The organism is Thalassospira mesophila, from assembly GCF_002115755.1.
In the GTDB taxonomy this organism is placed as follows: Bacteria; Pseudomonadota; Alphaproteobacteria; order Rhodospirillales; family Thalassospiraceae; genus Thalassospira; species Thalassospira mesophila.
In genome coordinates this window covers 596,294-620,164 of the sequence record NZ_JFKA01000002.1, presented here as the reverse complement: position 1 = coordinate 620,164, position 23,871 = coordinate 596,294, and the positions used below count along the sequence as shown (strand labels likewise).

The 23,871-nt window shown below is 55.6% G+C and carries 22 protein-coding genes; 11 read left to right on the top strand and 11 right to left on the bottom strand.

Features of this window, described 5'->3' with window-relative positions; all coding sequences use genetic code 11:
• Window positions 1–61: 61 nt before the first annotated feature.
• The 5 genes from TMES_RS07275 (at window position 62) to TMES_RS07255 (ending at window position 4,256) form a co-directional block, all read left to right on the top strand.
• Window positions 62–1,078, top strand: a complete 1,017-nt coding sequence (locus tag TMES_RS07275) for a class I SAM-dependent methyltransferase (RefSeq protein WP_085580911.1) — start codon at window positions 62–64, stop codon at window positions 1,076–1,078.
• A 146-nt stretch (window positions 1,079–1,224) separates the two neighbouring features.
• The gene (gene queC, locus TMES_RS07270) at window positions 1,225–1,944 is read left to right on the top strand and encodes a 7-cyano-7-deazaguanine synthase QueC (RefSeq protein ID WP_085580909.1); all 720 of its coding nucleotides are present in this window, start codon (window positions 1,225–1,227) and stop codon (window positions 1,942–1,944) included.
• Between the two features lie 365 nt (window positions 1,945–2,309).
• Window positions 2,310–2,666 (top strand): 6-carboxytetrahydropterin synthase QueD, encoded by a 357-nt coding sequence (gene queD / locus TMES_RS07265; protein ID WP_085580907.1) that lies wholly within the window; start codon window positions 2,310–2,312, stop codon window positions 2,664–2,666.
• The gene (queE, locus tag TMES_RS07260; RefSeq protein WP_085580905.1) at window positions 2,663–3,565 is read left to right on the top strand and encodes a 7-carboxy-7-deazaguanine synthase QueE; all 903 of its coding nucleotides are present in this window, start codon (window positions 2,663–2,665) and stop codon (window positions 3,563–3,565) included. The genes queD and queE overlap by 4 nt, the downstream gene beginning before the upstream one ends.
• Window positions 3,566–3,719: 154 nt before the next feature.
• Entirely contained in the window at window positions 3,720–4,256 is a 537-nt protein-coding gene (locus tag TMES_RS07255) for a GNAT family N-acetyltransferase (RefSeq protein ID WP_085580903.1), read from the top strand.
• 61 nt (window positions 4,257–4,317) lie between these two features.
• On the opposite strand, the gene TMES_RS07250 is transcribed toward TMES_RS07255, so the two are convergent.
• Both TMES_RS07250 and TMES_RS07245 read right to left on the bottom strand, forming a co-directional pair.
• On the bottom strand, window positions 4,318–5,241 hold the full coding sequence (locus tag TMES_RS07250) for a MipA/OmpV family protein (RefSeq protein ID WP_085580901.1): 924 nt from the start codon (window positions 5,239–5,241) through the stop codon (window positions 4,318–4,320).
• A gap of 153 nt (window positions 5,242–5,394) precedes the next feature.
• Window positions 5,395–6,822, bottom strand: a complete 1,428-nt coding sequence (locus tag TMES_RS07245; protein WP_245835244.1) for a helix-turn-helix domain-containing protein — start codon at window positions 6,820–6,822, stop codon at window positions 5,395–5,397.
• Window positions 6,823–7,179: 357 nt separating this feature from the next.
• Between TMES_RS07245 and TMES_RS07240 the strand changes: the two genes are divergently transcribed.
• From TMES_RS07240 to TMES_RS07225, 4 genes are all read left to right on the top strand, one after another.
• Window positions 7,180–7,758 carry a PadR family transcriptional regulator gene (locus TMES_RS07240; protein ID WP_085580897.1) on the top strand — a complete coding sequence of 193 codons (579 nt, stop codon included), beginning with the start codon at window positions 7,180–7,182 and terminating at the stop codon, window positions 7,756–7,758.
• Window positions 7,759–7,835: 77 nt separating this feature from the next.
• The gene (locus tag TMES_RS07235) at window positions 7,836–9,032 is read left to right on the top strand and encodes an efflux RND transporter periplasmic adaptor subunit (RefSeq protein ID WP_085580895.1); all 1,197 of its coding nucleotides are present in this window, start codon (window positions 7,836–7,838) and stop codon (window positions 9,030–9,032) included.
• A gap of 26 nt (window positions 9,033–9,058) precedes the next feature.
• Window positions 9,059–12,223: an efflux RND transporter permease subunit gene (locus tag TMES_RS07230; RefSeq protein ID WP_085580893.1), complete on the top strand. Its 3,165-nt coding sequence runs from the start codon at window positions 9,059–9,061 to the stop codon at window positions 12,221–12,223.
• A gap of 182 nt (window positions 12,224–12,405) precedes the next feature.
• Window positions 12,406–13,287 carry a transporter substrate-binding domain-containing protein gene (locus tag TMES_RS07225; RefSeq protein WP_085580891.1) on the top strand — a complete coding sequence of 294 codons (882 nt, stop codon included), beginning with the start codon at window positions 12,406–12,408 and terminating at the stop codon, window positions 13,285–13,287.
• Between the two features lie 180 nt (window positions 13,288–13,467).
• Here the strand turns inward: TMES_RS07225 and pssA are convergent, their stop codons facing one another.
• The 4 genes from pssA to TMES_RS07200 all read right to left on the bottom strand — a co-directional run bounded on the left by pssA (window position 13,468) and on the right by TMES_RS07200 (window position 17,997).
• Complete coding sequence (gene pssA / locus TMES_RS07220) at window positions 13,468–14,325, bottom strand: CDP-diacylglycerol--serine O-phosphatidyltransferase (protein ID WP_085580889.1); 858 nt, start codon at window positions 14,323–14,325, stop codon at window positions 13,468–13,470.
• Window positions 14,325–15,035, bottom strand: a complete 711-nt coding sequence (locus TMES_RS07215; protein ID WP_342746306.1) for a phosphatidylserine decarboxylase — start codon at window positions 15,033–15,035, stop codon at window positions 14,325–14,327. Before TMES_RS07215 ends, pssA begins: the two co-directional genes overlap by 1 nt.
• 414 nt (window positions 15,036–15,449) lie before the next feature.
• The gene (locus TMES_RS07205; protein WP_085581263.1) at window positions 15,450–16,622 is read right to left on the bottom strand and encodes a LysM peptidoglycan-binding domain-containing protein; all 1,173 of its coding nucleotides are present in this window, start codon (window positions 16,620–16,622) and stop codon (window positions 15,450–15,452) included.
• A gap of 316 nt (window positions 16,623–16,938) precedes the next feature.
• Window positions 16,939–17,997 carry a hypothetical protein gene (locus TMES_RS07200; protein ID WP_085580883.1) on the bottom strand — a complete coding sequence of 353 codons (1,059 nt, stop codon included), beginning with the start codon at window positions 17,995–17,997 and terminating at the stop codon, window positions 16,939–16,941.
• A 318-nt stretch (window positions 17,998–18,315) separates the two neighbouring features.
• Between TMES_RS07200 and TMES_RS07195 the strand changes: the two genes are divergently transcribed.
• Both TMES_RS07195 and TMES_RS07190 read left to right on the top strand, forming a co-directional pair.
• Window positions 18,316–18,900, top strand: coding sequence for an LOG family protein (locus TMES_RS07195; RefSeq protein WP_085580881.1), 585 nt, complete (start codon window positions 18,316–18,318; stop codon window positions 18,898–18,900).
• Between the two features lie 280 nt (window positions 18,901–19,180).
• Window positions 19,181–20,263 carry a cytochrome-c peroxidase gene (locus TMES_RS07190; protein WP_085580879.1) on the top strand — a complete coding sequence of 361 codons (1,083 nt, stop codon included), beginning with the start codon at window positions 19,181–19,183 and terminating at the stop codon, window positions 20,261–20,263.
• 55 nt (window positions 20,264–20,318) lie between these two features.
• On the opposite strand, the gene TMES_RS23400 is transcribed toward TMES_RS07190, so the two are convergent.
• The 5 genes from TMES_RS23400 to TMES_RS07170 form a co-directional block, all read right to left on the bottom strand.
• Entirely contained in the window at window positions 20,319–20,453 is a 135-nt protein-coding gene (locus TMES_RS23400) for a hypothetical protein (RefSeq protein ID WP_281253458.1), read from the bottom strand.
• Window positions 20,431–21,189, bottom strand: coding sequence for a molybdopterin-dependent oxidoreductase (locus tag TMES_RS07185; protein WP_085580877.1), 759 nt, complete (start codon window positions 21,187–21,189; stop codon window positions 20,431–20,433). The genes TMES_RS23400 and TMES_RS07185 overlap by 23 nt, the downstream gene beginning before the upstream one ends.
• Entirely contained in the window at window positions 21,182–21,817 is a 636-nt protein-coding gene (locus tag TMES_RS07180; protein WP_085581261.1) for a cytochrome b/b6 domain-containing protein, read from the bottom strand. The genes TMES_RS07185 and TMES_RS07180 overlap by 8 nt, the downstream gene beginning before the upstream one ends.
• A 98-nt stretch (window positions 21,818–21,915) precedes the next feature.
• Window positions 21,916–22,620 (bottom strand): hypothetical protein, encoded by a 705-nt coding sequence (locus TMES_RS07175; RefSeq protein WP_085580875.1) that lies wholly within the window; start codon window positions 22,618–22,620, stop codon window positions 21,916–21,918.
• Window positions 22,621–22,836: 216 nt separating this feature from the next.
• Window positions 22,837–23,439 (bottom strand): TetR/AcrR family transcriptional regulator, encoded by a 603-nt coding sequence (locus tag TMES_RS07170; protein ID WP_085580873.1) that lies wholly within the window; start codon window positions 23,437–23,439, stop codon window positions 22,837–22,839.
• Window positions 23,440–23,871 lie beyond the last annotated feature (432 nt).

Sequence of the window (23,871 nt, the reverse complement as noted above, 5' to 3'; positions counted from 1 at the left end):
CAACCGGGATCAAACCAATGTGCGTTGCCAGAATATCCGTCTCACATCGTAACGACGCCTGATGCCCGCCCGTAGCAGACCTGCTCAGCCAGCAGCAATCGCGGCAGAAGCGGTACCAGCAAAACCGGCATCGCCTTCGGCCCCCTCGGAAACGTGGCACCAGCTTTCAGATGACTGGATGAACTGGGCCGACCGCCTTGCCCCGCAGGCCGAAAAAATCAATCGCCCCCTGATCGATGCCCTGAACCTGACCTCCCCCGCAAACACCGCCGCCCGGCATCACTTGCTGGTGCTGGATCTGGCATCGGGCGTGGGTGAACCGGCGTTTGGCATTGCCAGACTGCTGGCCCGGCATAAGACCGATGCGCGGGGCGGTGATAATGGCGGCTGCGGGAGCAGCGATGATGAAGATGGTGAACACGCCAGCGAAAATGATCCCGCCAAAGCTTTGACGGGGCATGTTATCGCCTCGGACATTGTCCCGGCGATGTGTGCGGGGCTGGCACAACGCGCACAGGCCGAACAGCTTGCCAACCTTGATGTTATCGCCGCCGACATGCAGGCGCTGCCTTTTGCCAATGACATATTTAATGCCATTTCCTGCCGTTTCGGGGTGATGTTTTGCCCCCGGCCCGATCTGGCCTTGCGCGAAAGCTATCGCGTGCTGGCCCCGTCAGGGCGGGCCGCCTTTATGGTATGGGGACCGATCGGGGATAACCCGTTATTTTCGGTAATGCAGGATGTTTTACAATCAATTTTAGGCGTTGGCTTTGATCAGGCCGGGTTAAATCTTTTTGATTTTGCCGATGTCAATGCGTCAGCATCGCGCATGGGCAAGGCCGGGTTTGACGATATTGTTGTAACATCCCATCGTCCCTGCGGGCGCATTCCGCACAATAGTGCCTTTTGGCGTCCGCAAATGGAAATGCTGTTTGGCCCGCAATTGCGCAATGCCAGCCCGGCTGCCCGCGATGCGATTGACGCGGCAATCCGAACAAAACTGTCGCATTATATTAAAGATGACCATTTTCGCGTACCGATGTGCTTTCATATCATCGCGGGCAGCAAGGGAAATTAAACTGGAACGGATCAAAAACCCTTGCCTTTTTTTGCTGCACATGCGAGATGGAAAGTTTGGTGATCCGCGATGCTGCGCAAATTGTATGGCAATGGCGGGTCCCCCTGTCGTAGCACCAGGTAAAAAACACGCAAAGGTTTGGGATCATGAAAACCATCGTCGTCTGTTCAGGTGGACTGGATTCTGTGACATTGGCGCACAAGGTTGCGCGTGAACACAGTTTATATGCATTGATTTCGTTTGATTATGGCCAGCGCCATAAAAAGGAAATCGATTTTGCCGCCGATGCCGCCAAAGATCTGGGCGTAAGGCACCATATTGTCGACTTAAAACCGGTCGGTGCCTTATTGACCGGGTCGTCATTGACCAGCGATGATGTTGCCGTGCCCGATGGCCATTACGCCGAAGAAACCATGCGGATCACCGTGGTGCCCAACCGTAATGCCATTATGCTGTCCGTCGCGTTCGGCGCGGCGGCAAGTGCCGGTGCCGATACGGTTGCCGCCGCCATGCATGGGGGTGATCACTTCATATATCCCGATTGCCGACCGGACTTTATCAACGCCTTTCAAAAAATGCAGAACCACGCATTGGAAGGCGTTGCGCAAATCCGGCTTTATACGCCGTTTATTAACGCGACCAAGGCTGATATCGCCGCCGAAGCCGGACGGCTGGGCGTGCCGATTGAACGCACATGGTCGTGTTACAAGGGTGAAGAAGTACATTGCGGGCGCTGCGGCACCTGTGTTGAACGTCGTGAAGCCCTGGAACTGGCCCGTGTCCCCGACCCCACCGTTTATATCGACCGTGAATACTGGAAACAGGCGCGTGCCGAACACGCCATGCGCAAAATGGCCGAAGGATAAACACAGCAAAGGATTGCCACGGCGAGCGATAGACACAGGACCGAAAAAAACCGCTTTTTACCAGCGACCCGGCGCAGAAACACCATCTGCTGCCATGCCCGTTGCGCAAAACCGGTTTTATCCCGTACCCTGTCCCTCCGATCCGTGCCCCTTTGCCCGCCGTTACAAGGCACGAACTTGCCCGGCCTGACCACGGCATCGACCACCAATGCCCTAAACCCAAAGCCCGCCAACTGCCGATCTTTGTGGTCATCTTGATGCAAAGACACCGACAGTGCCCAAAAATTTCTGCGCGCCCTGACCGTGTCGGCATCCCGCGCCAATGCGGGCAACATCAGGGCCGCGCAGCATAACAGAGCCAATAAATGTTCAGAATTACCAAACAATTTGCCTTTTCCGCGTCTCATGTTCTTGGCGGTCTTTCCGCCGACCATCCCTGTGCGCGCCTGCATGGCCACAACTATATTGTCGAGGTCGAATTACAGGCCGAAACCCTTGATAGCCGGGGTTTTGTGCGCGATTACCGCGAGCTGACCCCGCTCAAACGGCTGATCGACGATGAATTTGACCACCGCCATTTAAACGATGTGCTGGGCCATGATCACGCCACAGCCGAAAATCTGGCAAAGTTCTTTTACGACTGGGCGCGTAATCGCTGGGATGAAGTTTCGGCCGTGCGCGTTTCCGAAACCCCGAAAACCTGGGCAGAATATCGCCCATGACCCCAGACACAGCCCCTGACATAACCCCTGATACCACGCCAGATCACAGCCCCGAGGCGACCTCGGCGCAAAATGCCGGTGCTGCATCGGCATGGGACGTGGCGGCGGCGGACGACGTGGAAGCTGTGCGTCGGCAGGGTAAAATTCGCATTTCCGAAATTTTCGGACCGACCGTGCAAGGGGAAGGGGCGCTGTTGGGGATGCCAACGGTATTTGTGCGCACCGGCGGCTGTGATTTTCGCTGTTCGTGGTGCGACACCCTGTATGCGGTGGACCCCACCTTTCGCGCCGACTGGCTACCGATGGATGCCACGGCCATTCTGGACCGGGTCAAACAACTATCAAACAACCAGCCGATCCTGATCACCCTGTCAGGCGGCAACCCGGCGATCCAGCCGTTGGCACCGTTAATCCAACTGGGCCAGCAACAAGGCTTCACCTTTGCCATCGAAACCCAGGGCAGCATCGCGCGCAAATGGTTTGCCACGCTGGACCATCTGACCCTGAGCCCCAAGCCCCCGTCCAGCGGCACGGTTTTTAATGCAAACGACCTTGCTGCTTGTATTGCCGCAGCGCGCAGCCCCGCTGCGACCGGCACGACGCCCCCCTTTGCCTCATCCGGCCCTGCCATCACCCTGAAATTTCCGGTCGCCGACGAAGATGATCTGGCCTTTGCCGATCAAGTACGCCAGTTACACCGCGATATTCCCTGTTACCTGCAACCGGTTAACGCCACCCCGGCGGCCCCGCATCCCGATGGGGCCAATGGCGTTGACATTGAAGCCCTGACCGAAAAATACCGCTGGCTGGTCGATCAGGTATCGCAAAAGGGCTGGTTTGATGTGCGTGTGGTGCCGCAATGGCATGTGCATGTCTGGGGTAATTTGCGCGGGGTTTAAGCCGAGCTAATCGGTTACCCCCCTTCCGCATTCAAAAACCGGTATTTCACAAGCCCCAAACGACATCACCTGCCGCTGTCTCTTTCGCCGTCGCCATCACCCACCACCACCATTTTCTATCCCGACATCATCCCAACCACAGGGCTGTTTTTGCATGATCATTTTTCGCCAAGCCTCGCCCGACCAACCTTTGATAGCCGCGCTGTTTGAACAGGCCGACAACCGCGCAGCATCGCTTTACCCCGATCACGACCGATCCGGAACAAGTGCGGCACAGTTAATCGCGCAGAATGTCTGCTTTTTTGTTGCATGCGATACCATCAGCGGCGCGCTTGCAGGGTGTGGTGGCTATGTGCCCCTGCCCGACCTGAAGGCCGGTGAGCATTGTGCGCAACAAGCAGCAGCACACAGCCAAACGGGGGTTTGCCTGGATGCGGAAATTAAACGGTTGTTTGTGAACCCGCGCGCACGGCGCCAGGGCATTGCACGCAGCATTATGACGCATATTGAAATCGATGCCATCAGGCGCGGATATCAGGCGCTGTATCTTGAAACCGGCGTTAAGTCGGATGCCGCCATCGCGCTATATCGCAGTCTTGGCTATGTGCCCTGCCCGCCTTTTGGTCCCAGCCGGAAGGATGTGAACAGTGTTTTCATGGCGAAAACCCTGTCGGGATCGGCGCAAACATGAAAACGGGCTGCATAAATACATATGCAACCCGTTCAAATCTGGTTCTGAAAAAGGCCGGTTTTTAGAACTTGTAAACCAGACCCAGCCCCAAACCGTAAATCACGTCATCTTCAATGATCGAGCTGTCTTTGTATTCATCTGGCAGGAAGGTTGCGCTCGCATTGGCGCGCAGCAGCATCTGCCGGGTTAACTGAAACCCGACCGAGGCATCAAGATGGGGCAAGAAGGCGCTGTCGGGGGCATAGGCCGCACGACCGGCGCGGGCTTCGCCTGGCTCAACGCCAACGTAATAATCGTTCAGGTCGGAATCCCGCCACATCACGCCGCCACCAACTTCATAGTGGAAACGACCGGTTTCAAACGGCACCTTATAGGTGGCATCGGCCTGCTGGCCGTCATGCTCGCCGCTGACATCGTGCAGATATTCGATATGCGCTTTGCCCGGACCAAGGTCGCGGTCATAGGCAACACCGGTTTCAAATGCCCAGTCACGGTCATGCAGCCCGCGAAGATAGTCGCTGTCGCCATCATCAAACGGTTTTTGGCGGACATTGCCCAAAATTGAAACACTGCCCCAGTTGCCTTGGACGATTTTCGCCTTGATCCCGTCAATCCCGACATGCAGGCGTTCGCTGTCAAAGCTGATCCACGGCAGGCCGCCCAGATCATAATCATCAGCCCCGCGATAGGGCGATGTTTTCACATTGCCAACAGCCCCGAGTGACCAGTGCCCTTTCAGCCACTGATCGCGATAGGACGCATTGCTGGCAGATGTATCATTGTTGCCGGGCATGGCCATGTCGCCATTGTCGCCCGCCGATCCGTTTTGCTGTGCCACTTCACGGGCCGGGTCATTATCATGTGATAACGGATCGGGTCCGGGTTGATAAATGGGCGCATCGCTATTGGCCTTTGCCGCGACGGGCAACGTTACGACTGCCAGGCAAACTGGCAACAGGCAATAACGTAAATGATGCAGTCTCATGTCCAAAAGACTTCTCCGTTTATGATGATTTATGATCCGGCATTAAGCGTTTTTTGTTGTTGCTGCCTTGTTGATCAAACCAATTTGCCTGTTTTATGGCAACGTGGCGTCCTTGCGGGTAAGGTCGGTCGTAAAATCACGTCCGATTGCGCATTAGGACGTGCCATTTTCCTTGCGGCGCAGGCTGCTGGGCGTTTCCCCGGTGATTTTTTTAAACGCCAGATTGAATGTCGACTTTGAATTAAACCCCACCTCCAGCGCCACATCGAGAATGGCGCGGTCGGGCTGGTTCAGTAACAGGCGGCTGGCTTCGGCAATGCGGGCACCGTTTACAAAGTCAAAAAAGTTCTGGCCGATATGGTGGTTCAACACATAGGACAGCTGATTGGGCGAGACGCCCACAGCCCGGGCCAGTTTGGGCAGCGATATCATCGGGTCGTGCAATAAATCCCCCCGGGTGCGGATCGCCTGCAACCGCAGTATGGCCCGTTCGGCGTCGTCATCGTCGAGCAACGGGCGGGCCGCCGTGCCCTCGTCGGGGCGCGGGCTTGCCACACCATAATCAGGGTGCGGGGTCGGCTGCGCCGCGCCCGGGCGGCTGTTTGCGCCATCATGTCCGGGCAAACCGGCGTCCGATACGCCATCAAAACTCGCGGGATCCGACGATGCCGTTACAGGGTTTCGGGTGCCATTATTTTTGTCCAGAAAGTGACGAATCGAAGGCTCGGAAACCCGCAGGTTTCCGCCATTCGGTTTTTCATTTTCGTATTTCCCTATATCCGCTGCGGAGTCGACCGGGATGGGCTGAACCAGACCGTCGTCAAGTACCGCATCCTCGCCATCATTGTTTTCATCCCAGTCGGGCAGAACAAAAACCACCTGATAGGTTGCCAGCGTGTAGCTCAGCCAGAAAAACACCAGCAGGAATGCCACATTCAAAAGCTGAAACGACCACAGTTCGTTGCGCAAACGAAAATCGCTGGTAACTTCCTGCACCACAAAAACCAGAAAGATAAACAGCACACTGCCCAGAACGCTGCGCATCCAGCGCACCATGTCATCGCGCCGCGCGCCAAGTTGTTTTTGCACCTGGCGGAAATACCGCATCCCGACACGCCACATCAAAACAGCATAGATCGCCGCCTGCAGGTAAATGCCAAAATGAATGCAGCGCAAAACCACCACCATTAACGGCCCGTGTGCCGCGGCCAGTTCATAGGTCAGTTTCCCATCAGTCGGCGGGGTGGAAATGCCGACCAGCAGCCAGAATGTCAAATTGGCCACCACCGGCACAACGGCCAGATGCAACCCGTGGCGAATTTTAACCGCCCCCGCTGCCTCGCAGAAATACAGATAGATTGCCGGGGCAATAACAAAATTGAACGGTTGAAAAATCAGTTCGCCATAGAAATTAACCGGAGCGGACCCGAATACGTCAAAAACATCCTCGATCAGATTGCTGCAAACGGCTGCAATAAACAAAATCATCCAGCGATTGGCGCGATAGGCCCTGCGCCCTTCGGATAACAGCACGACGCAAAAAAAGCCGGCCTGGAAAAGCCCCAGGATCGAGATAAACATCTCGACGCCTTGATAAAAACTGACTGTATTCAAAATAATCCCGTCCTGCATGCCGCGCAGTGTTGGCCCCGATCGCGATGATACGCGCCCGGCCCCCTCATGCTGGCTAGATTGTATCGCTTCTATATGTCCGAATGCGATTTTTCGCGTCCGATCCTGCATAAACGGACGCGCATCGCGCTTTTTTAAGCCAGTTTCCGCTACGTCGTGCTGTTGATCATATCAGAAATCACAACCTGAGCGAAAATTTCCCGCACGCATAGAACGCAACGTTGACTATGTCGGTTCGTCATAATACAACGCATAGTATATCGAACTGATATAGTAATTTCGTTATAGAAAGTAGCAATAACAGCAATGGACATTCGATCATTATGCCTGGGTGCCTTAATGGCGGGCGATGCCAGCGGTTATGAAATCCGCAAGATGTTTGAAGATGGCGTATTCAGCTATTTTCAAATGGCCTCGCTGGGGTCGATCTATCCGGCCCTGACCAAATTAAGCCAGGACGGCATGGTTACCTTTACCGAACAGGAGCAGGAAAACCGGCCCGACAAAAAAGTTTACCGTCTAACCCCCGAAGGCCGACGGACATTTTTGCGCACCCTGTTCCAGACCCGTCCGGGCGAAGACCGCTATCGGTCCGATATTCTGTTCATGTTGTCCTTTGCCGATGAACTGCCCGTCGAGCTTTGCGAAGCCCTGATTGATGAATATGCGGTACGCCATGAATCAATGCTGGACCGCATTTCCCCGGCCAAGAACCAACCCTCCCTGCCCGAAAACTCATCGGAAAAAAACACCCCCGATGACCCGGCATGCGCGTTCGTCTCCGGGTTGGGCGACGCCGTCTGTCGGGCAACCCTTGATTTTATCGATAAAAACAAAGACTCTTTTCTACGTGAGTTACGTGAACGCCGTCTGCGGCGAAACTGAGCGCGCGATATCCACGCCGTTTGATTGCTACGACTTAAAAAAAATTCAGGCACAGGTCTTTTAGGAACGCGAAACCAATGAATGCTTCACGTTTGATCGCAATTGCGCTGATTGTTGGCGCTGTTTTATGGATTGGCTCAAGCATGCTGACCGGCGAAGACCCCGCCGGCGCCGATAACGGCACAGCAACCGCCAATGGCCCCGAAACCGGCAGCGGTGCCGCCACCAGCGAACCCGACCCATCCGTCCGCGTTATGGCATCAAAGGCCGAAGACCATGTGGACGAATTAATGTTAACCGGCAGCACCGAAGCGGCCGTTAAATCCGACATTCGCGCCCAGACATCGTCGCGCGTGGTGGAAATTGGCGTGGAAAAAGGCGCACGGGTTAAAAAAGGCGACGTTCTGGTACGCCTTGCCGCCGACGACCGCCCGGCCCGCCTTGATGAGGCCCGCGCCCTGGTCGATCAGCGTGCCCTGCAATATGACGGGGCGTTAAGCCTTGCCAAAAAAGATTACCGCTCGAAAACCGGCGTGGCACAATCAAAGGCGGAGTTGGAAGAAGCCCGTGCCGATTTAAAAGCCATCGAAGTTGAGCTGGCCCAAACCACCATTCGCGCCCCGTTTGATGGCGTGATTGAAACCCGCCCGGCAGAAATGGGCAACCTTGTATCGATTGGCGATAGCATCGCCACCGTAATTCAGCCCGATCCGATGCTGGTGGTGGCCCATGTGCCCGAACATTCCATCGGCCATATCCATGTTGGCCAAATGGCCCATGTGCGCCTGTTTGATGACAGTATTCGCCAGGGTGTGGTGCGCTATACCGCCATTGCCAGCGACAACCAGACCCGCACCTACCGGATCGAGGTGGAGCTTGATAACCCCGATTTCGCCATTCCTGATGGCATGACCGCCGAACTGGTTATTCCGGTCGGCACCGAAAAAGCCCACAAGATTTCAGCGTCCTCCCTGACATTAAATGACGAAGGCGAATTAGGGGTGCGCGGTGTGGAAAACGACATCGTGGTGTTTTACCCCGTGGCCCTGCGCGGCGGCGACCGTGAACATGTGTGGGTGACCGGCCTTCCCGACCAGATCGACCTGATCGTGGTCGGGCAGGACTGGGTCAAGGAAGGCACAAAGGTGACGATGGATCGCATCGATCATGTGCCGACCAGCGCAAAACCAGCCGGTGAAACCGCATCTGCATCGGATGCCCCGGCCCAAACACCCGCAAATTCCGCGCAACAGCCGCAAAATGCTGGCAACTAGCTTGCAAGCGCAAAGGAAATCACACCATGTCTCTTATTGATCTTGCGCTGAACCGGTCGCGCACCGTCATAATGACACTGATCCTGTTGCTGGTCGCGGGCTGGGTTGGCTATAACGCGATCCCCAAGGAAGCCGACCCCGACATTCAAATTCCGATCCTGTATGTTTTAATGAACCATGACGGCATTTCCCCCGAGGATGCCGAACGCCTGTTGCTGCGCCCGATGGAACAGGAACTGCGCACCATTGAAGGTGTGAAGGAAATGCGGTCGCAGGCCTATCAGGGCGGCGCATCGGTGACCCTGGAATTTTACAGCGACGTCGATATCGACGATGCCCTGGCCGATGTGCGCGAACGGGTTGATATTGCCAAATCCGATCTGCCCGACGATACCGACGACCCCGAAGTTCACGAAGTGAACCTGTCGCTGTTTCCGGTATTGGTGGTGACCCTGTCTGGCGAGGTGCCCGAACGCACATTGCTGCGCCTGGCGCGCAACCTGAAAGACGATATCGAAGGGGTGCCAGCGGTGTTGGAGGCCAATCTGGCCGGGGACCGTGAAGAACTGGTGGAATTTGTCATCGACCCGATGAAAATTCAAAGCTACCGGTTAAAGGGCATTGATATTGTGTCGCTGGTGCGCAATTCAAACTCGCTGGTCGCAGCAGGCGCGCTTGATACCGGTGCCGGGCGCTTTAACATCAAGGTGCCGGGCCTGTTTGAAGATGTCGACGACATTTTAAACATGCCCCTACTTGTCGATGGTGATTCGGTTATTCGCTTTCGCGATATCGGCGACGTGCGCCGCACCTTCAAGGATGCCACCAGTTTTGCCCGCCTCAACGGGCGCACCGCCATCGCGATCGAGGTTTCCAAACGGGTTGGCGAAAACATCATTGATGTGATCGACAAAATTAAAACGATCACCGCCGAAGCCGCCCAAAGTTACCCCGAAACGGTTAAGGTCACCTATTCGCAGGACAAATCATCCGACATTCGCAACATGCTGACCGACCTTCAAAACAGCGTCATCCTGGCAATTTTGCTGGTGATGGTGGTGGTGATCTGGTCGCTGGGCTGGCGGTCCGGTTTGCTGGTGGGGCTGGCCATTCCCGGCTCGTTCCTAACCGCAATCCTGATTTTGTGGGGCCTTGGCATGACGGTAAACATCGTCGTACTGTTCTCGCTGATCCTTTCGGTGGGCATGCTGGTTGATGGCGCGATTGTGGTTACCGAATATGCCGATCGCAAAATGCTGGACGGTTTACATCGCAAACAGGCCTATCCTTTGGCGGCCAAACGCATGGCCATGCCAATTATTGCCTCGACCGCAACCACACTGGCGGCGTTTTTGCCGCTGGCCTTCTGGCCCGATGTGGTTGGCGATTTCATGAAATTTTTGCCGATCACTGTGCTGTTTACCCTTAGCGCGTCACTGGCGATGGCGCTTGTTTTTGTGCCCACCGTGGGCGCATGGTTTGGCAAACCCGGCATGGCCGCCAACGATGCCCTTGATGCCGTTGCCGCAGGTGAAACCGACAAGCTGGAAAAACTGACCGGCGGCACCGGCTTTTATGTTCATGTCCTTCAGGCATCCTTGCGGGTTTACTGGCTGATCATTCCGCTGGCCTTTGTCATTCTGGTTGCGGTGTGGGCGGCGTTTGGCATGTTTGGCAAGGGGTTTGAATTTTTCCCCTCGGTCGAGCCGGAACAGGCCGCCGTGCAAATTCGCGCCCGGGGCAATTTGTCCTATTACGAACAGGACGCGCTGGTGCATCAGGTTGAAAACCGCATTCTCGCCCTTGATGATACATCCAACACCGGCCATCACTGGTTTGATACGGTTTACAGCCGCGCCGGGGCCTCGGCCCAGGGTGGCGATGATGCCCCCGAAGACGTTATTGGTGTGATCCAGCTGGAATATGCTGATTGGCAGGTGCGGCCAAAGGCCAAGGAAATTGAACATAAAATCCTTGAGGCCACCCGCGATCTTGCCGGGATACAGGTGGAAATTCGCGCATCCGAAGCCGGCCCGCCGCAAGGCAAGGATGTGCAAATTCAGTTACGCTCGCACTATCCCGATATTCTTGATGCGACATCGGCCAAAATCATGGCCGGATTGCACAAGCTGGGCGGTCTTTACAATTTTGAAGACGGTAAATCGCCCCCTGGCATCGACTGGGAATACAAGGTCGACCGCGCACAGGCGTTAAAGTTTGGCGCCGACATTGCCACCATTGGCAACACCGTCAAACTGGTGACCAACGGCATTTTGTTTTCCACCTATCGCCCCGATGATTCGACCGAGGAAATCGATATTGTGGGCCGGTTCCCGCAAAACCGCCGCACCCTTGAAGAATTGCAGCGGCTGCAAATTGTCACCGACAAGGGACTGGTGCCGGTTTCAAACTTTATTACCCGCACAGCAGAGCCCAAAACCGGCACCCTGCACCGGGTGGACAGCCGCCGTGCCCTCACCGTGAAGGCCGATGTCGCCGAGGGCATTCTGGTCGATACCAAGGTGCAAGAGGTCAAACAGTGGGTGAAAACCCTCGATATCGACCCGCGTGTCAGTGTGGAATTCAAAGGGCAGGATGAAGAACAGCAAAAATCAGCCGACTTTTTGAAAAACGCCTTCTCGGTGGCGCTGTTCATTATGTTCATCATTCTGGTCACACAGTTTAACTCCATCACCAGTTCGCTTTTGATCATGGTGGCGATTATCATGTCGACCGCCGGGGTGCTGGGCGGGTTGCTGATTACCGGTCAGGCGTTTTCCATTGTCATGAACGGCATTGGTATTGTCGCACTGGCGGGAATTGTGGTGAACAACAATATTGTTCTGATCGATACCTATGACCGGTTAAAACTGACAGCAGAGACGGTCGAAGACGCCATTTTGCAAACCTGTGCCCAACGTTTGCGCCCGGTAATGCTGACCACCGTTACCACCATTCTTGGTCTGGTGCCGATGGTGTTTCAGATCAATATCGACTTTGTCACCCGCGAGTTTTCCATCGGTGCCCCGTCGACCCAATGGTGGGTGCAACTGGCAACCTCGATTGCCTTTGGCCTGACTTTCGCAACCGTTCTCACCCTGGTGTTCACCCCTTGCGCCCTTCTGATGATTGCCAGATCGGGCCAGGCATGGCGGCGCTGGCGCACCAAAAACAAGGCCTCTGCCGTGTGAAGTTTAACAATCTGAAGCCGGGTTAGCGCGCACCTGCAAAACCCTGACGAAAAAGCTGCCCTCTCGCAAGGGCAGCTTTTTTACTATCACTTGGGTCAGGTATATACCATACTAAGGAATAGAGTTTGCGACAATTACGGCACCCAGCACAGGATGGTGTCTTCGACGGGGAATGATGCGCTATGGGGATCCGGGGCCTCGCCATTGCAGGAAGTATTCTTGCCAGTGTGATCTCGACACATGCAAAAGCAGCGGGCACCACCGAACTCACCTGGGCCATTCCGTCTTTTCCGCCCGCTTACATCGAACAGGATAACACCCTTACAGGATACGCTGCCGAAACCCAGAAATGGCTGATGGCGCGCCTGCCGCAATACAAACACCTGATGAAAAAAGTTCCGCTTGCCCGGTTGCTTGCGGAAATGCGCAGCGAGGAATTACGCTGTTCGCTCACCCTTATTCCCACCCGCGAACGGCGCGACTATATCTATTTTGCCAATCCCATTCTGATCAGCCTGCCGCCCTCGGTGGTGGTTCTGGCCCGCCAGCTGCCAGCCTTTCAGCCCTATCTTAATGATCGCAACGAAATTGACATCGACCGGTTGCTCGCGGATGCCAATATGAATACGGCCATTCGCCTTGGCCGGTCCTATGGGCAATATGTTGACGCAGCGATTAGAAAATACCGGCATCATTCAAATATTATCACCGTTGGCAGCGATGAAAAATTCATCCAGTTGCTGGAAATGGGCCGTCTGGACTGGATAATGTATTTACCCGCCGAGGCCGAATTTCATCACCGTAAGGCGGAGTATAAAAACGAAATTATTTCGCTTCCGATTGCCAGGATGACGCCGCTGATTACGGCAACGCTGGGCTGTTCAAAAAATGAAGCGGGCAAACAAGTGATCGACGCGGTCAATGCCATCCTCAAAGATTACCCCGACATGCCCTGGACACAGTTTTATCAGGCATGGCTGCCCGAAAAGGACCGGTTGCGCTATCAACAAATCCTTAAAACCATCACCACCGCCACCCTTTCCCAAATCAACCCGCCGTCTTAACCCGCCGCCCGGACGGCCCAACCGCCCTTCATGCGTTGCAACCGGACAAACGGCCTCCCGATAAACAGACGATGCGATGGCGCTTGAACAAAAAAAGACCCGCCATCAAAAATGGCAGGTCTTTTAGCAGCTAAACCGTTTTCCCAAGCTTGCCCAAAGGCCGTTCCGGGTAACCGGGTTTTAGTTCTGATGCACCCGGTTCAACCCGTCGTCAGGGTCGTCATCGGGCTGGCCCAGATCTTCTTCTTCTTCAAGTTCGTCCTGGCGTTGTTGTTGTTCAACACCCATGCGGCGATAAGACCGGAAACTGAAGAAAAAAGTAATAAAATAAAGCCCGGCAATCACCGACAAGGTCAGCCATGGCGACGACACCAGAAATGCCACCGATGCCCCGAATGCCAGCATTAATGGCAAGACCCACGCGCGCGGGATCTTGACCTTTTTAAAGCTGAAAGTCGGCATTCTCGACACCATCAGCACCGCAATTAGCACGATATAGGGCGCTGTGATAAACGGGCTGTTAAAAATGCCAACACCGAACTGGAAACTCAGCACCATCGGCCACATCGACAGGGCCGCTGCCGCCGGGGCCGGAACCCCGGTGAAAAACCGGTAGGCCCAGGTTGGCATTTCCGGTTCGCCCAGCATCTGGGTATTAAACCGGGCCAGCCGCAACGACATGCACACGGCAAATAACAGGCACAAGGCCCAGCCAATTGGCCCTAACTGGTGAAGCGACCAGAAATACATCAAAAGGGCGGGTGCCACCCCAAAGCAGACAAAATCCGACAACGAGTCCAGTTCGGCCCCGAAACGGCTGGATGCATTTAACATGCGGGCCAACCGGCCATCTAACCCGTCAATGATCCCGGCGATCAGAATGGCGGTTACGGCGGCTTCCCAATGGTCCTGCATGGCAAACCGGATCGAGGTCAGCCCGGCGCACATCCCCATAAGGGTTGCAACATTGGGGGCCAGACGCGACAGGGACAATGCCTTGAAACGCCGTGGCCGGGTGCGATCAGGACCATTGGCCATTAACGAATCTCCCCGGTTGCCGGAACGGCGACCGTTTGGGCAACATCGGCCAGCACGGTTTCACCCGCAACGGTCAACTGACCCACACAGACCTTGGGTTCAACCCCGGCCGGAAGATAGACATCGACGCGCGAGCCAAACCGGATCAGGCCAAAACGTTCACCGGCCTTAAGAATAGAACCGCGCCCGACGTCGCACAAAATGCGCCGTGCAACCAGACCGGCAATCTGAACCACGCCAAAATCGCGGCCATCCTTGTCGCGGACCAGCAAAATCTGGCGTTCGTTATTTTCGGACGCCTTATCAAGCTCGGCATTGACAAACTTGCCCGGCACATAGGCTTCGCCAACGATTTCGCCATTGATCGGCGAACGGTTAACGTGAACGTTAAACACATTCATGAAAATCGAAATGCGCGTCCGCGGCGACTGGTCCTGAAGTTCCAGCTCCTTGGGCAGCGGGGCCTGTGAAATCATGCAAATGCGGCCATCGGCGGGCGCAATTACCAGATCATCGCTGATCGGGGTTATCCGGTCGGGATCGCGGAAGAAATAGGCGCACCACAAGGTCAGGATGACGCCAATCCAGCCAAGCGGCTGGGCGATCAGAAACAGGATCACGGTCACGGCGGCGAAAATCGCAATAAATTTCCAGCCTTCGGAATTGATCGGCACAAGAACGGATTTCAAAGTTGTCTTCCCTGGTTGCAATGCGACGCGCCAATCAGTGGCACGTCTGGCATGTTCTTATCATTGGCGATCCGTCCCCTTCAACAAGGGGGATCATCCAATGGCGCTTTTTTCACCATAAATCGGGTCAATGGCCCATCAATTGGCCCATTCACCCGGTTCTGGCGATCCATCGGCGGCAAATACACCCCGTTATGGGGCCGGTCAACAATCAGGCGGCGTTACAAGCCGGGCCGTTGCCCAAAACTGCGCCCCACTTTGGCACGGCAGCCCGGCAACAGCAATCGTCATCCGGGCCCAAATCAGCCCAGGACAAAACCGGGGACAAAACAGCTTGATTGCATATAGGGAAAAATGCGCAAAAGTCGATGGGGAGCGGGCACAGAAACGGGGCGCAGCACGGCAAATCGCCGCATTGCGCCCCAATCAGGCCTGTTATTTCGTGGCGTCGCTCTCGGGCAGGGCAAAAATCTGGCCCGGATAAATCAGATCGGGATCGCGGATCTGGTCTTCGTTGCGATGATAAATCACCCAGTATTGAATGCCGTCACCATAGGCCCGGCGCGCAATCCGCCACAGGCTGTTGCCCGGCTGCACGATATATCGCTTGCCCGGTTCCATTGCCTTTTTGGCGTCCGCACGTTCAAACGGCAATTCAACACGGGCAATCACCTTGCCCTGTTTATCAAGCTCGTCGGCGCGCAATTTGTATTGGCCGGGGTCAATATCGGCCCCCAGCGTCATCGACCAGCCGCCCTTGTCATCGGACGGGGCGGTGCCAACAAATTTATTATCAAGATAAACGCGAATATTATGGTCAGGATCGGCAGCGCCCGACATCGCAACCTGGCCTTTGTCATCATAATCCACCACGCCCACACTCAGGCGCGGCATCGACGATGCAATTTCAGGCTGGCCGGCAGCCTGTGCCGCCTGATTAGCAGCCTGGGCCATTTCCTTGTTTTCAGGAACCGCCCCCGGGCCCTGCAACACCGTTGCCGGACCATTGCCTTGCGACGGAACGCGCAGGGCAATAATCGGCTGCTGGTCGGATTTGCTTTTTTCATCCGGTGCGGCGGTGTCGGATTTTTGCGTAACCATCGGTGCCGTGGTTTCGCTTGCCGGGTTTTCCGGGATCAGAACAACCACATTTTCATTGCTCGACTGAACCTTGCCGTCTTTGTCTTCGCTTTCGACGGATAATTCACGGTCCCCCGGTTCAAGTGGTTTTTCCGGCAAAATCACCCATTCGCCCTGGTTATCGGCCGTGGCTTCCCCGATCACGTCCTTGCCTTCGCGCACCCGAACCTTGGTATTGGGTTCCGCACGGCCGGCAATCACTGAATTGCCATCCGGGCTAACGCGCACAACATCAAAGCTGGGATCGGTAACATCAGGTGCATTGCTGTCATCGGACGTAACCGCTTTGTCGCCACTATCGGGCGCGCTATTGGCCGTTGACGCCGCACCGCCTGCCCCCGCAGGTGCCGGTGACGTCGACACGGCATCGGCGTCATCATCACCTGACCCCGTAAGCGTATAATTCAGCACGATGGCGGCAATGATCAGCAACACGCCAATAATGACGAGGATATAAGGTCGTTTCACCGGAAAATATCCTTGAACGATGGTTATCTTTTGGTCGCCGAAGGTCAGAATTGCATCAATGCGCGGCATTGCGGCATGAAAATGGAACCCCGTCCCCACCCCCGACACGGTTATTGGAAACTTGTACTACTTTCATCGCACAGTTTCCATACCGTAACAAAGCTGGAAATGCATCAAGCCGTTGCAAATGCGTCAAATTGTGCATCAAAGGCATTGATTTGGCCGCTATCGACCCGATTTTTGCCCTGCCAACACCAATATAGGAGCTGGCCGCAGCCATGCGCGGGTGAACTTGCCCCAAACCCGGACCACACGATCAAGGTGCGCTCATTGCCGCCCCGATAAAGGCAACAAGTGTGGCCATGCCCACCGGCAGGGCCAGAACCAGCACGCGAACAATGGCATTTCCCGCCCAGATCGTACCGGCGTCGCGGCTGCCTTTTGCGCCATCGGTCGCAACGCGGTCCAGACGCAGGGCCTTTTGCAACAAAACCGTGCCGGTGCCCGAAAACATCACTAAAACCAGCACCGCATGGGCCACCAGACTGGCCGGCGCACGCAAAATTGCCGTTGCCCCCGCCACCATAATGGCCGCCACCATCGACAGCCACACCGCAGCCCGGTATTGCGGTGCGGCTTTTTCCGATATCAGCGCAATCAGCAGGGCAATCGCCATCGCCCCATGCAGAATTTTTAAATCGCGCAGGCCAAATTGCACGGCGATAATGCCCATGCCCAGCACCAGTGCCAAAAACACCGACAGCGCGCCCGGCCCGCGATCCCCGCCGTCAAGATCGGTGCTGACCGATTTGTTTTTGCGGGTGGCGGACACTTTTGTCGTTTTGGCCCTGGTTTTGGTGCCGGTTTTTGCGCCGTTTTTTGCGCCGGGTGTACTGTTGTCTTCGCCTGCATCGGTAAAATCAGGCAGGGTGACATATGCCAGCACCAGCGCCACCGCCAGATACCCGGCCCATGCCAGCACCGAAACCGCGTGCGCCGTTCCGGGCAACGTCACCTGGCCCAGCAAGGCCGCCGTGCCCGTGGCATCATCGCCCAGCACCAGCCACCCGCCGCCCACAATAACAACACAGCCCAAAACCGAGGCAATCCGCGCAGAAAACCGGGCAACATCAATCATCATACCGGCAAGGCCGCCAATCAGGATGACAGCCAGAACCGCACCGGCCCCGCCGCGCATACCTTCGGGCAGGCCAAGGGCGGCGGGCACGGCCACCAGCACGGCTGGAATAATGGCCGAAAGCACCATACGGCGCGCCACAGCACGATCCAGCCCCAACCAAAGGGCCAGCATCAAAACCGCGGCAATGACGCCGGACACAAGTATGGCAAACCAGAACGGACTGTCGACAAACACGCTGTATGAACCTGCCTTTATTATTTCACATCTTTTCGCATCCCGGCATGGTCGGCCCCAAACGGGCGCAACCACAATGCAGGATCGCCACAATACGATATATTGCGGCACAAATCGGGCTGTATATCGGGCCGCGAAAAATTGCGCATTGCAATATCCCCCAAACCCTTGCCCTGCGGCAAAACCGGTTTTGACATCAAGATATCATTGACGGCGCAGGCATATCATACGCTAAGCTGGGGATGAAAGGGGCATTGAAACCGTTCGTGGTTTTAACGCTTTCTTTCCTGCGACAAAATAACAAGAAGGCAGGCCGCCATGACGAAAATAAACTCGATTTGTGTGTTTTGCGGTGCATCGAACGGTGTGAACCCCAAACACAAGGAAAACGCCATCGCCTTTGGCAAAATGATGGCCGAACGCGGCATTACGCTGGTTTACGGCGGCGGGCGCATTGGCCTTATGGGCGCTGTTGCCGATGCGGTGATGGAAAATGGCGGCAAGGTTGTCGGCATTATTCCCGCCCATCTTGATGACATTGAAGTGGGCCATGCCGGGCTTTCAGAACTGATCGTGTGCAACTCGATGTATGAGCGCAAGGTGGAAATGTTTCGCCGCTCGGACGCGTTTGTCACCCTGGCGGGCGGGCTTGGCAGCCTTGACGAAGCGTTCGAGGCCCTGACCCTGCGCCAGCTTGGCATTCACGACAAGCCGTTGGTGTTTTTAAATGCGCTGGGCTATTGGGACAAATGCCTGGCAATGATTGAAGGCATCATTGACGAAGGCTTTGCCCGGCCCAGCAACCGCCAGCTTTATTCGGTGACAGATACGCTTGAAGGCGTGTTTGAAAAACTGTCCGCCGAACCGGGACCGAAATTTGATCCCAAGGAAAAGCTTTTGTAATCCCGGTTATTGCAATTTTAACAAGGCCCTGCCAGCCCTGCCGGCGGGGCCTTGTTGTTTGTGACAACAACCTTGTCTGGCACCACAGCACCACAGGGTTATGGCACGACAAACACGGGTCAGACTCGCAAATTAAAGCCCGAAATGCCGCCTCGCCCGGCATACCTGGCAAGGCAATTAACATTATACATATTTAAATTAGATTTTTGACATACATCATGGTTCCCAGCGGGTTACAGTGATGATGTGATGCCACTCGCACATGAGAGAGGGGACCATCATGAACACCACCCGCACCATTGTCCGACTGCTTGGCGCCAGCGCCCTGTGTATCGGATTTGTGACCAGCGCCCTTGCCGCCGACAAGGTCGATGATGCTGCCCTGCGCACTGCCGCAGGCGACTATTTTGAAGTTATTCCGTCGGCTGTTCCGGCGGTTAAAGGCAATGCCGTTACCCATGAAAAAGTCGAACTGGGCAAAATGCTGTTTTTCGAACCCCGCATTTCGTCAAGCGCGCTGATTTCATGCAACACCTGCCACAATCTGGGCATGGGCGGTGACGACAATCTTGAAACGTCGATCGGGCATGGCTGGCAAAAAGGCCCGCGTAACTCGCCGACCGTGTTTAATGCCGTTTTCAACATTGCCCAGTTCTGGGATGGCCGTGCTGCCGATCTTAAAGCACAGGCCAAAGGCCCGGTTCAGGCCGGCGTTGAAATGGCCAGCACCCCGGACCGGGTTGTCACCACCCTTAAAAGCATGCCCGAATATATCGAGCATTTCAAAAAAGCCTTCCCCGGCGAAGCCGATCCGGTAACGTTTGACAATATGGCCAAAGCCATCGAAGCCTTTGAAGCCACCCTGATCACCCCGTCATCCCGGTTTGACCAGTTCCTTGAAGGCAATGACGTGATCCTGAGCGATCAGGAAAAACAAGGTTTGGCCCTGTTTATGGATAGCGGCTGTGCCTCTTGCCATAACGGTGTCAATGTTGGCGGCAACGGATATTATCCGTTTGGCGTGGTTGAAAAACCCGGCTCCGACATTTTGCCTGCCAATGACAAGGGCCGCTTTGCCGTGACCCATACCGCCGATGACGATTACGTCTTCCGGGCGGGCCCGCTGCGTAATATCGAGCTGACAGCACCTTATTTCCATACCGGCAAGGTCTGGGATCTGGAACAGGCCGTTGGCATTATGGCCACCAGCCAGTTGGGCACCGAACTTGATGAAAAATCAATTTCGGCCATTGCTGCCTTCTTGCGGACACTGACCGGCGAAGAACCCCGGATCGTTTACCCGATCCTGCCGGTAAGCACCCATGCAACGCCCAAACCCGTTGCCATGACGATCAAGAACTAGGCACCACACCACATAATAGCGCACTGGCGGACGATTATTCCGCCAGTGCGCTCTGTCACCGCCAGCGACACGACACCACTTCTACACCACCGACCTGTCGCCCGCCCGCATTGCGGGGCCGGGCGGCTTTTTTATGCGCATGGTCGTGGCCAATATTTGGCGCAAAATCAAACCCCGGCAAACCAGTCATATCCCTGATTTTCCCAATACCCGCCCGAAAAGCTGTTGGTAACTTCGATGGCGCGCACGTTTTTGGCACTTTTAAACCCCAGCTTGGTCGGGATGCGCAGACGCACCGGCGCGCCCCATTCCGGGCTTAGCGGCTTTTCAAGAAAATCCAGCGCCAGAATGGTTTGGGGATGCAGGGCACTCGCCATGTCGATGCTGGTGGTGTAATCATCAAAACAGGTGAATTTCACATATTTCGCCCGCGTATCCGCCCCGATTCTGCGGAAAAAAACATGCAACGGCACCCCGCGCCATTGCCCGACCTGGCTCCAGCCCTCAATGCAAATATGGCGGGTAATCTGGCTTTCCTGCGGCAGGGCCTGCAAAGCATCAAGGGTCCAGGCATTTTTGTCGGAAATGCGCCCTGCAACTTCCAGCCGCCAGTCATCGGGCACCCCGCGCACCTGCCAATCAGGGTAATAGGCGTTAAACCGGAACGGGTCGGTAATGGCGCTGGCCGGGTAGGTTTGCGCCAGACGGGTCGGGTCAAATAAAGCCGCCTGCATTTTGTCATCAAACCGCAAGATCGCTTTAAGCGCAGCATCAACGCCGCTATCGGTCGATAAATTGCACCCGGTTAGCATGGCAAGACCGCCTAACGACAACGACCCGCGCAAAAATGCCCGGCGGTTAAACCGCGCCAGATCGGCGCGGATATCGTCTGGTGTGATCACCGGTTTATTGCGTTTTTTAAACATCAGGGGTCTCCTGCGGGTCGGACGGAACGGCCTTTACCATGGCAACAAGGGTGCGCGGAACAATTGCCACCAGGACCAGATGAACAACGATAAAACCGACAATCAAAATCATCATCGCCAGATGAATGTTGCGCGCCAGAACATACCCGCCAAACAACGAGACCAGCCCGCCAAGCTGCACCGGCTTCCAGATTGACAGGCCGGTTAAAACCTCGACAATCAAGATGCAAATCACACCGCCATAAAACAGGCGTTGAACCGCATTGTAATGGCCGATTTTGTGGGGCAGACGCAGCCGCAACGCTGCGACAAAATCGCGCAGAAACGCCCGGGGAGACGGCGGGCGCAAATCGCGCTTTAAATGGCCGGAAAAAATGCCGTAAAGCAAATAGGCAACGCCATTAAGGACCAAAAGCCACACCGCACTCAGATGCCATGCCAGCGCCCCGCCCAGCCAGCCACCCAATGTTGCCCATTGCGGAAATGAAAACGGCAAATCGGGCGACGCATTGTAAATTTCCCAACCGCTAAACACCATGCAGCACACAGCATAAACATTCACCCAATGCATAATGCGAAGCGGCAAGCTATGCGCCGGACGCACGGAAGATTGCGCACGATTTTCCATAAAAATACCCTGTTGAAAACCAAACCGGGGAGTATTGCCGCCCGGTGGGGCCTGCCGATATCGTGCAAACCCCACCCAGGCGCGCAAAGGTTTATTCTTTACATCGGCGGGATTACGCCACCTTTGCCAACGGCAACCAGCTTGGCGGTTGTTGTTGTGCCGTCTTTAAGGGCGACGACAAAAACGGCTGCCCCTGTTGCCAGATCGGCCTTGCTACCGATCTGAAGGGCAACAACCGGGGCGGTTGGCGGCACAAGAACCGTCTGCTTGCCGCCCTTGTAGGTAACATTCAAAACCGTCAGCCCGCCTTTGGCAGCAGCGGTGGCAACATTGCCATTGGTCATGGCACTATTGACGTCGGTTTTGCCGGAACTGGCAACGGTTGTGACATTACCGTTGGTCATGGCACTGGCGGTCGCGGCACCGGCAGCAAGCGTGGTATCGGCAATTTTATCCCAGGCATAATGGCCTTCACCGGCACCGCGCATTTCGGGCGGAAATATCGATACTTCCAGCGCGATCAGCTTCGACCCAATGGTTTTGGTGGCCGTGCCGATATAGCTGCCTTCGGTAATATCATCGAGGCTGGATTTAACCACGGCGGAATAGCTGGTTTGATCATCAAGGATAACGGTGACGTCTTTGTCATCGCGGGTATGGATCACCAGCGACTGCGGAGTAATTGATGCGATGGTCCCGCGTAAATGTTCCGGGGTTGGGGCGGCATTGGCAAAAGACGCCAGCGGGGTAAAGGCAACCGAAAGGCCAATGGCGGCGAAAGTCGCAAATATAAACGGTTTCATGGATGGTTTTCCTATGGATCGGGGGACAGAACAGGCAAAGGAGTAGCGTTCCCGGCCAGCACAATTCGGGTGAATTGGCCAGGCAGGGTCGTTTTCGCGTCAGTACGGCATGCCGCTTGACGGGAATTTCAGATCATGGGGGAAGCTGTGGCCCGGCATGGCGGCAAACCGGCATGCGGGCAGACTTTCCCGGCGGGCGAGATAGAGCGTTACGGCTTATGTCGGGACGTTTGGCGTTCCGACCAAAAGCCGCTGCAATGCAGGCCAGGCAACGGCCCCGTAAAGGGCGGGGTCGCGTGCGGCCCGGGCGGAAATCATGGAGCCGTGAACCAGCGTCATCAGGATGCGGGCCTCAACCTTTGGTCCGGCCCGAAGCTCAAGCAGCCCGCGCGCCTGCCCCTGCGCCATCACCTCGGTCAGCCAGCCAGACAAATCATCGAAATGCCCCTGAACTTCATCGGCAACGGCATCAGGGATCAAGGGCAATTCACAGGCCAGCATCACACAAATGCAAAACGGCCATGGTCCTTCTCGCAGGCAATGTTCCCAAAAGCCGACAAAAAGCCGCAACAGCCGGACCGGATCGTCGTCTTCTGCGCGCGCCAGCGCAAGCTGATGGTGGGAGTATGTCCGATACTGAATGACAACAGCCTTCACCAGATCAGCCTTGGCCGGAAAATGGTAATGGATGCTGGCATTGGTAACGCCAAGGGTCTTGGCAATATCGGCATAACTAAAACCGTTATACCCGCCATTGGCGATCAAAAGTCGCGCCTGATCAATAATTTCGAGTGCTTTGGGTGATGTCTTTTGGGTCATGAAGATAACTTACTTATCAGTTAGTAAGTTGGCAATCGTCTCTTTAGGCCCTTCCTGGTTCCGGGTGGAGAATTTGCCAATCCCGACGGGTGACCACGCAATTTATTTATCTTTAAAATCAATTACCTGCTTAAATAACGGCCCCTGACTCAAGGATGCAAAAGGCACATCACACCTTTCCGTGAGCACCGCGTGAGCACCCCTTGCCCGCCAGATCTGCCCCATATTGAGCAAGGTTCCGGGGAAATTTAACGAAGACTCCTGCGTGTTTGCGAAAGACCGTCCATGGCGCAGCAGTCCCAGACCAGAACCGGGACAAAAACAACCCGAGCGGCACGGCATCGACGGCAGGCATGGCTCGCCGCAAACAGGGAATAATCGCAAGCTGTTTTGCAAGCTTGGCGAACCGATGTTTTTTGTTCTGTCATGCTT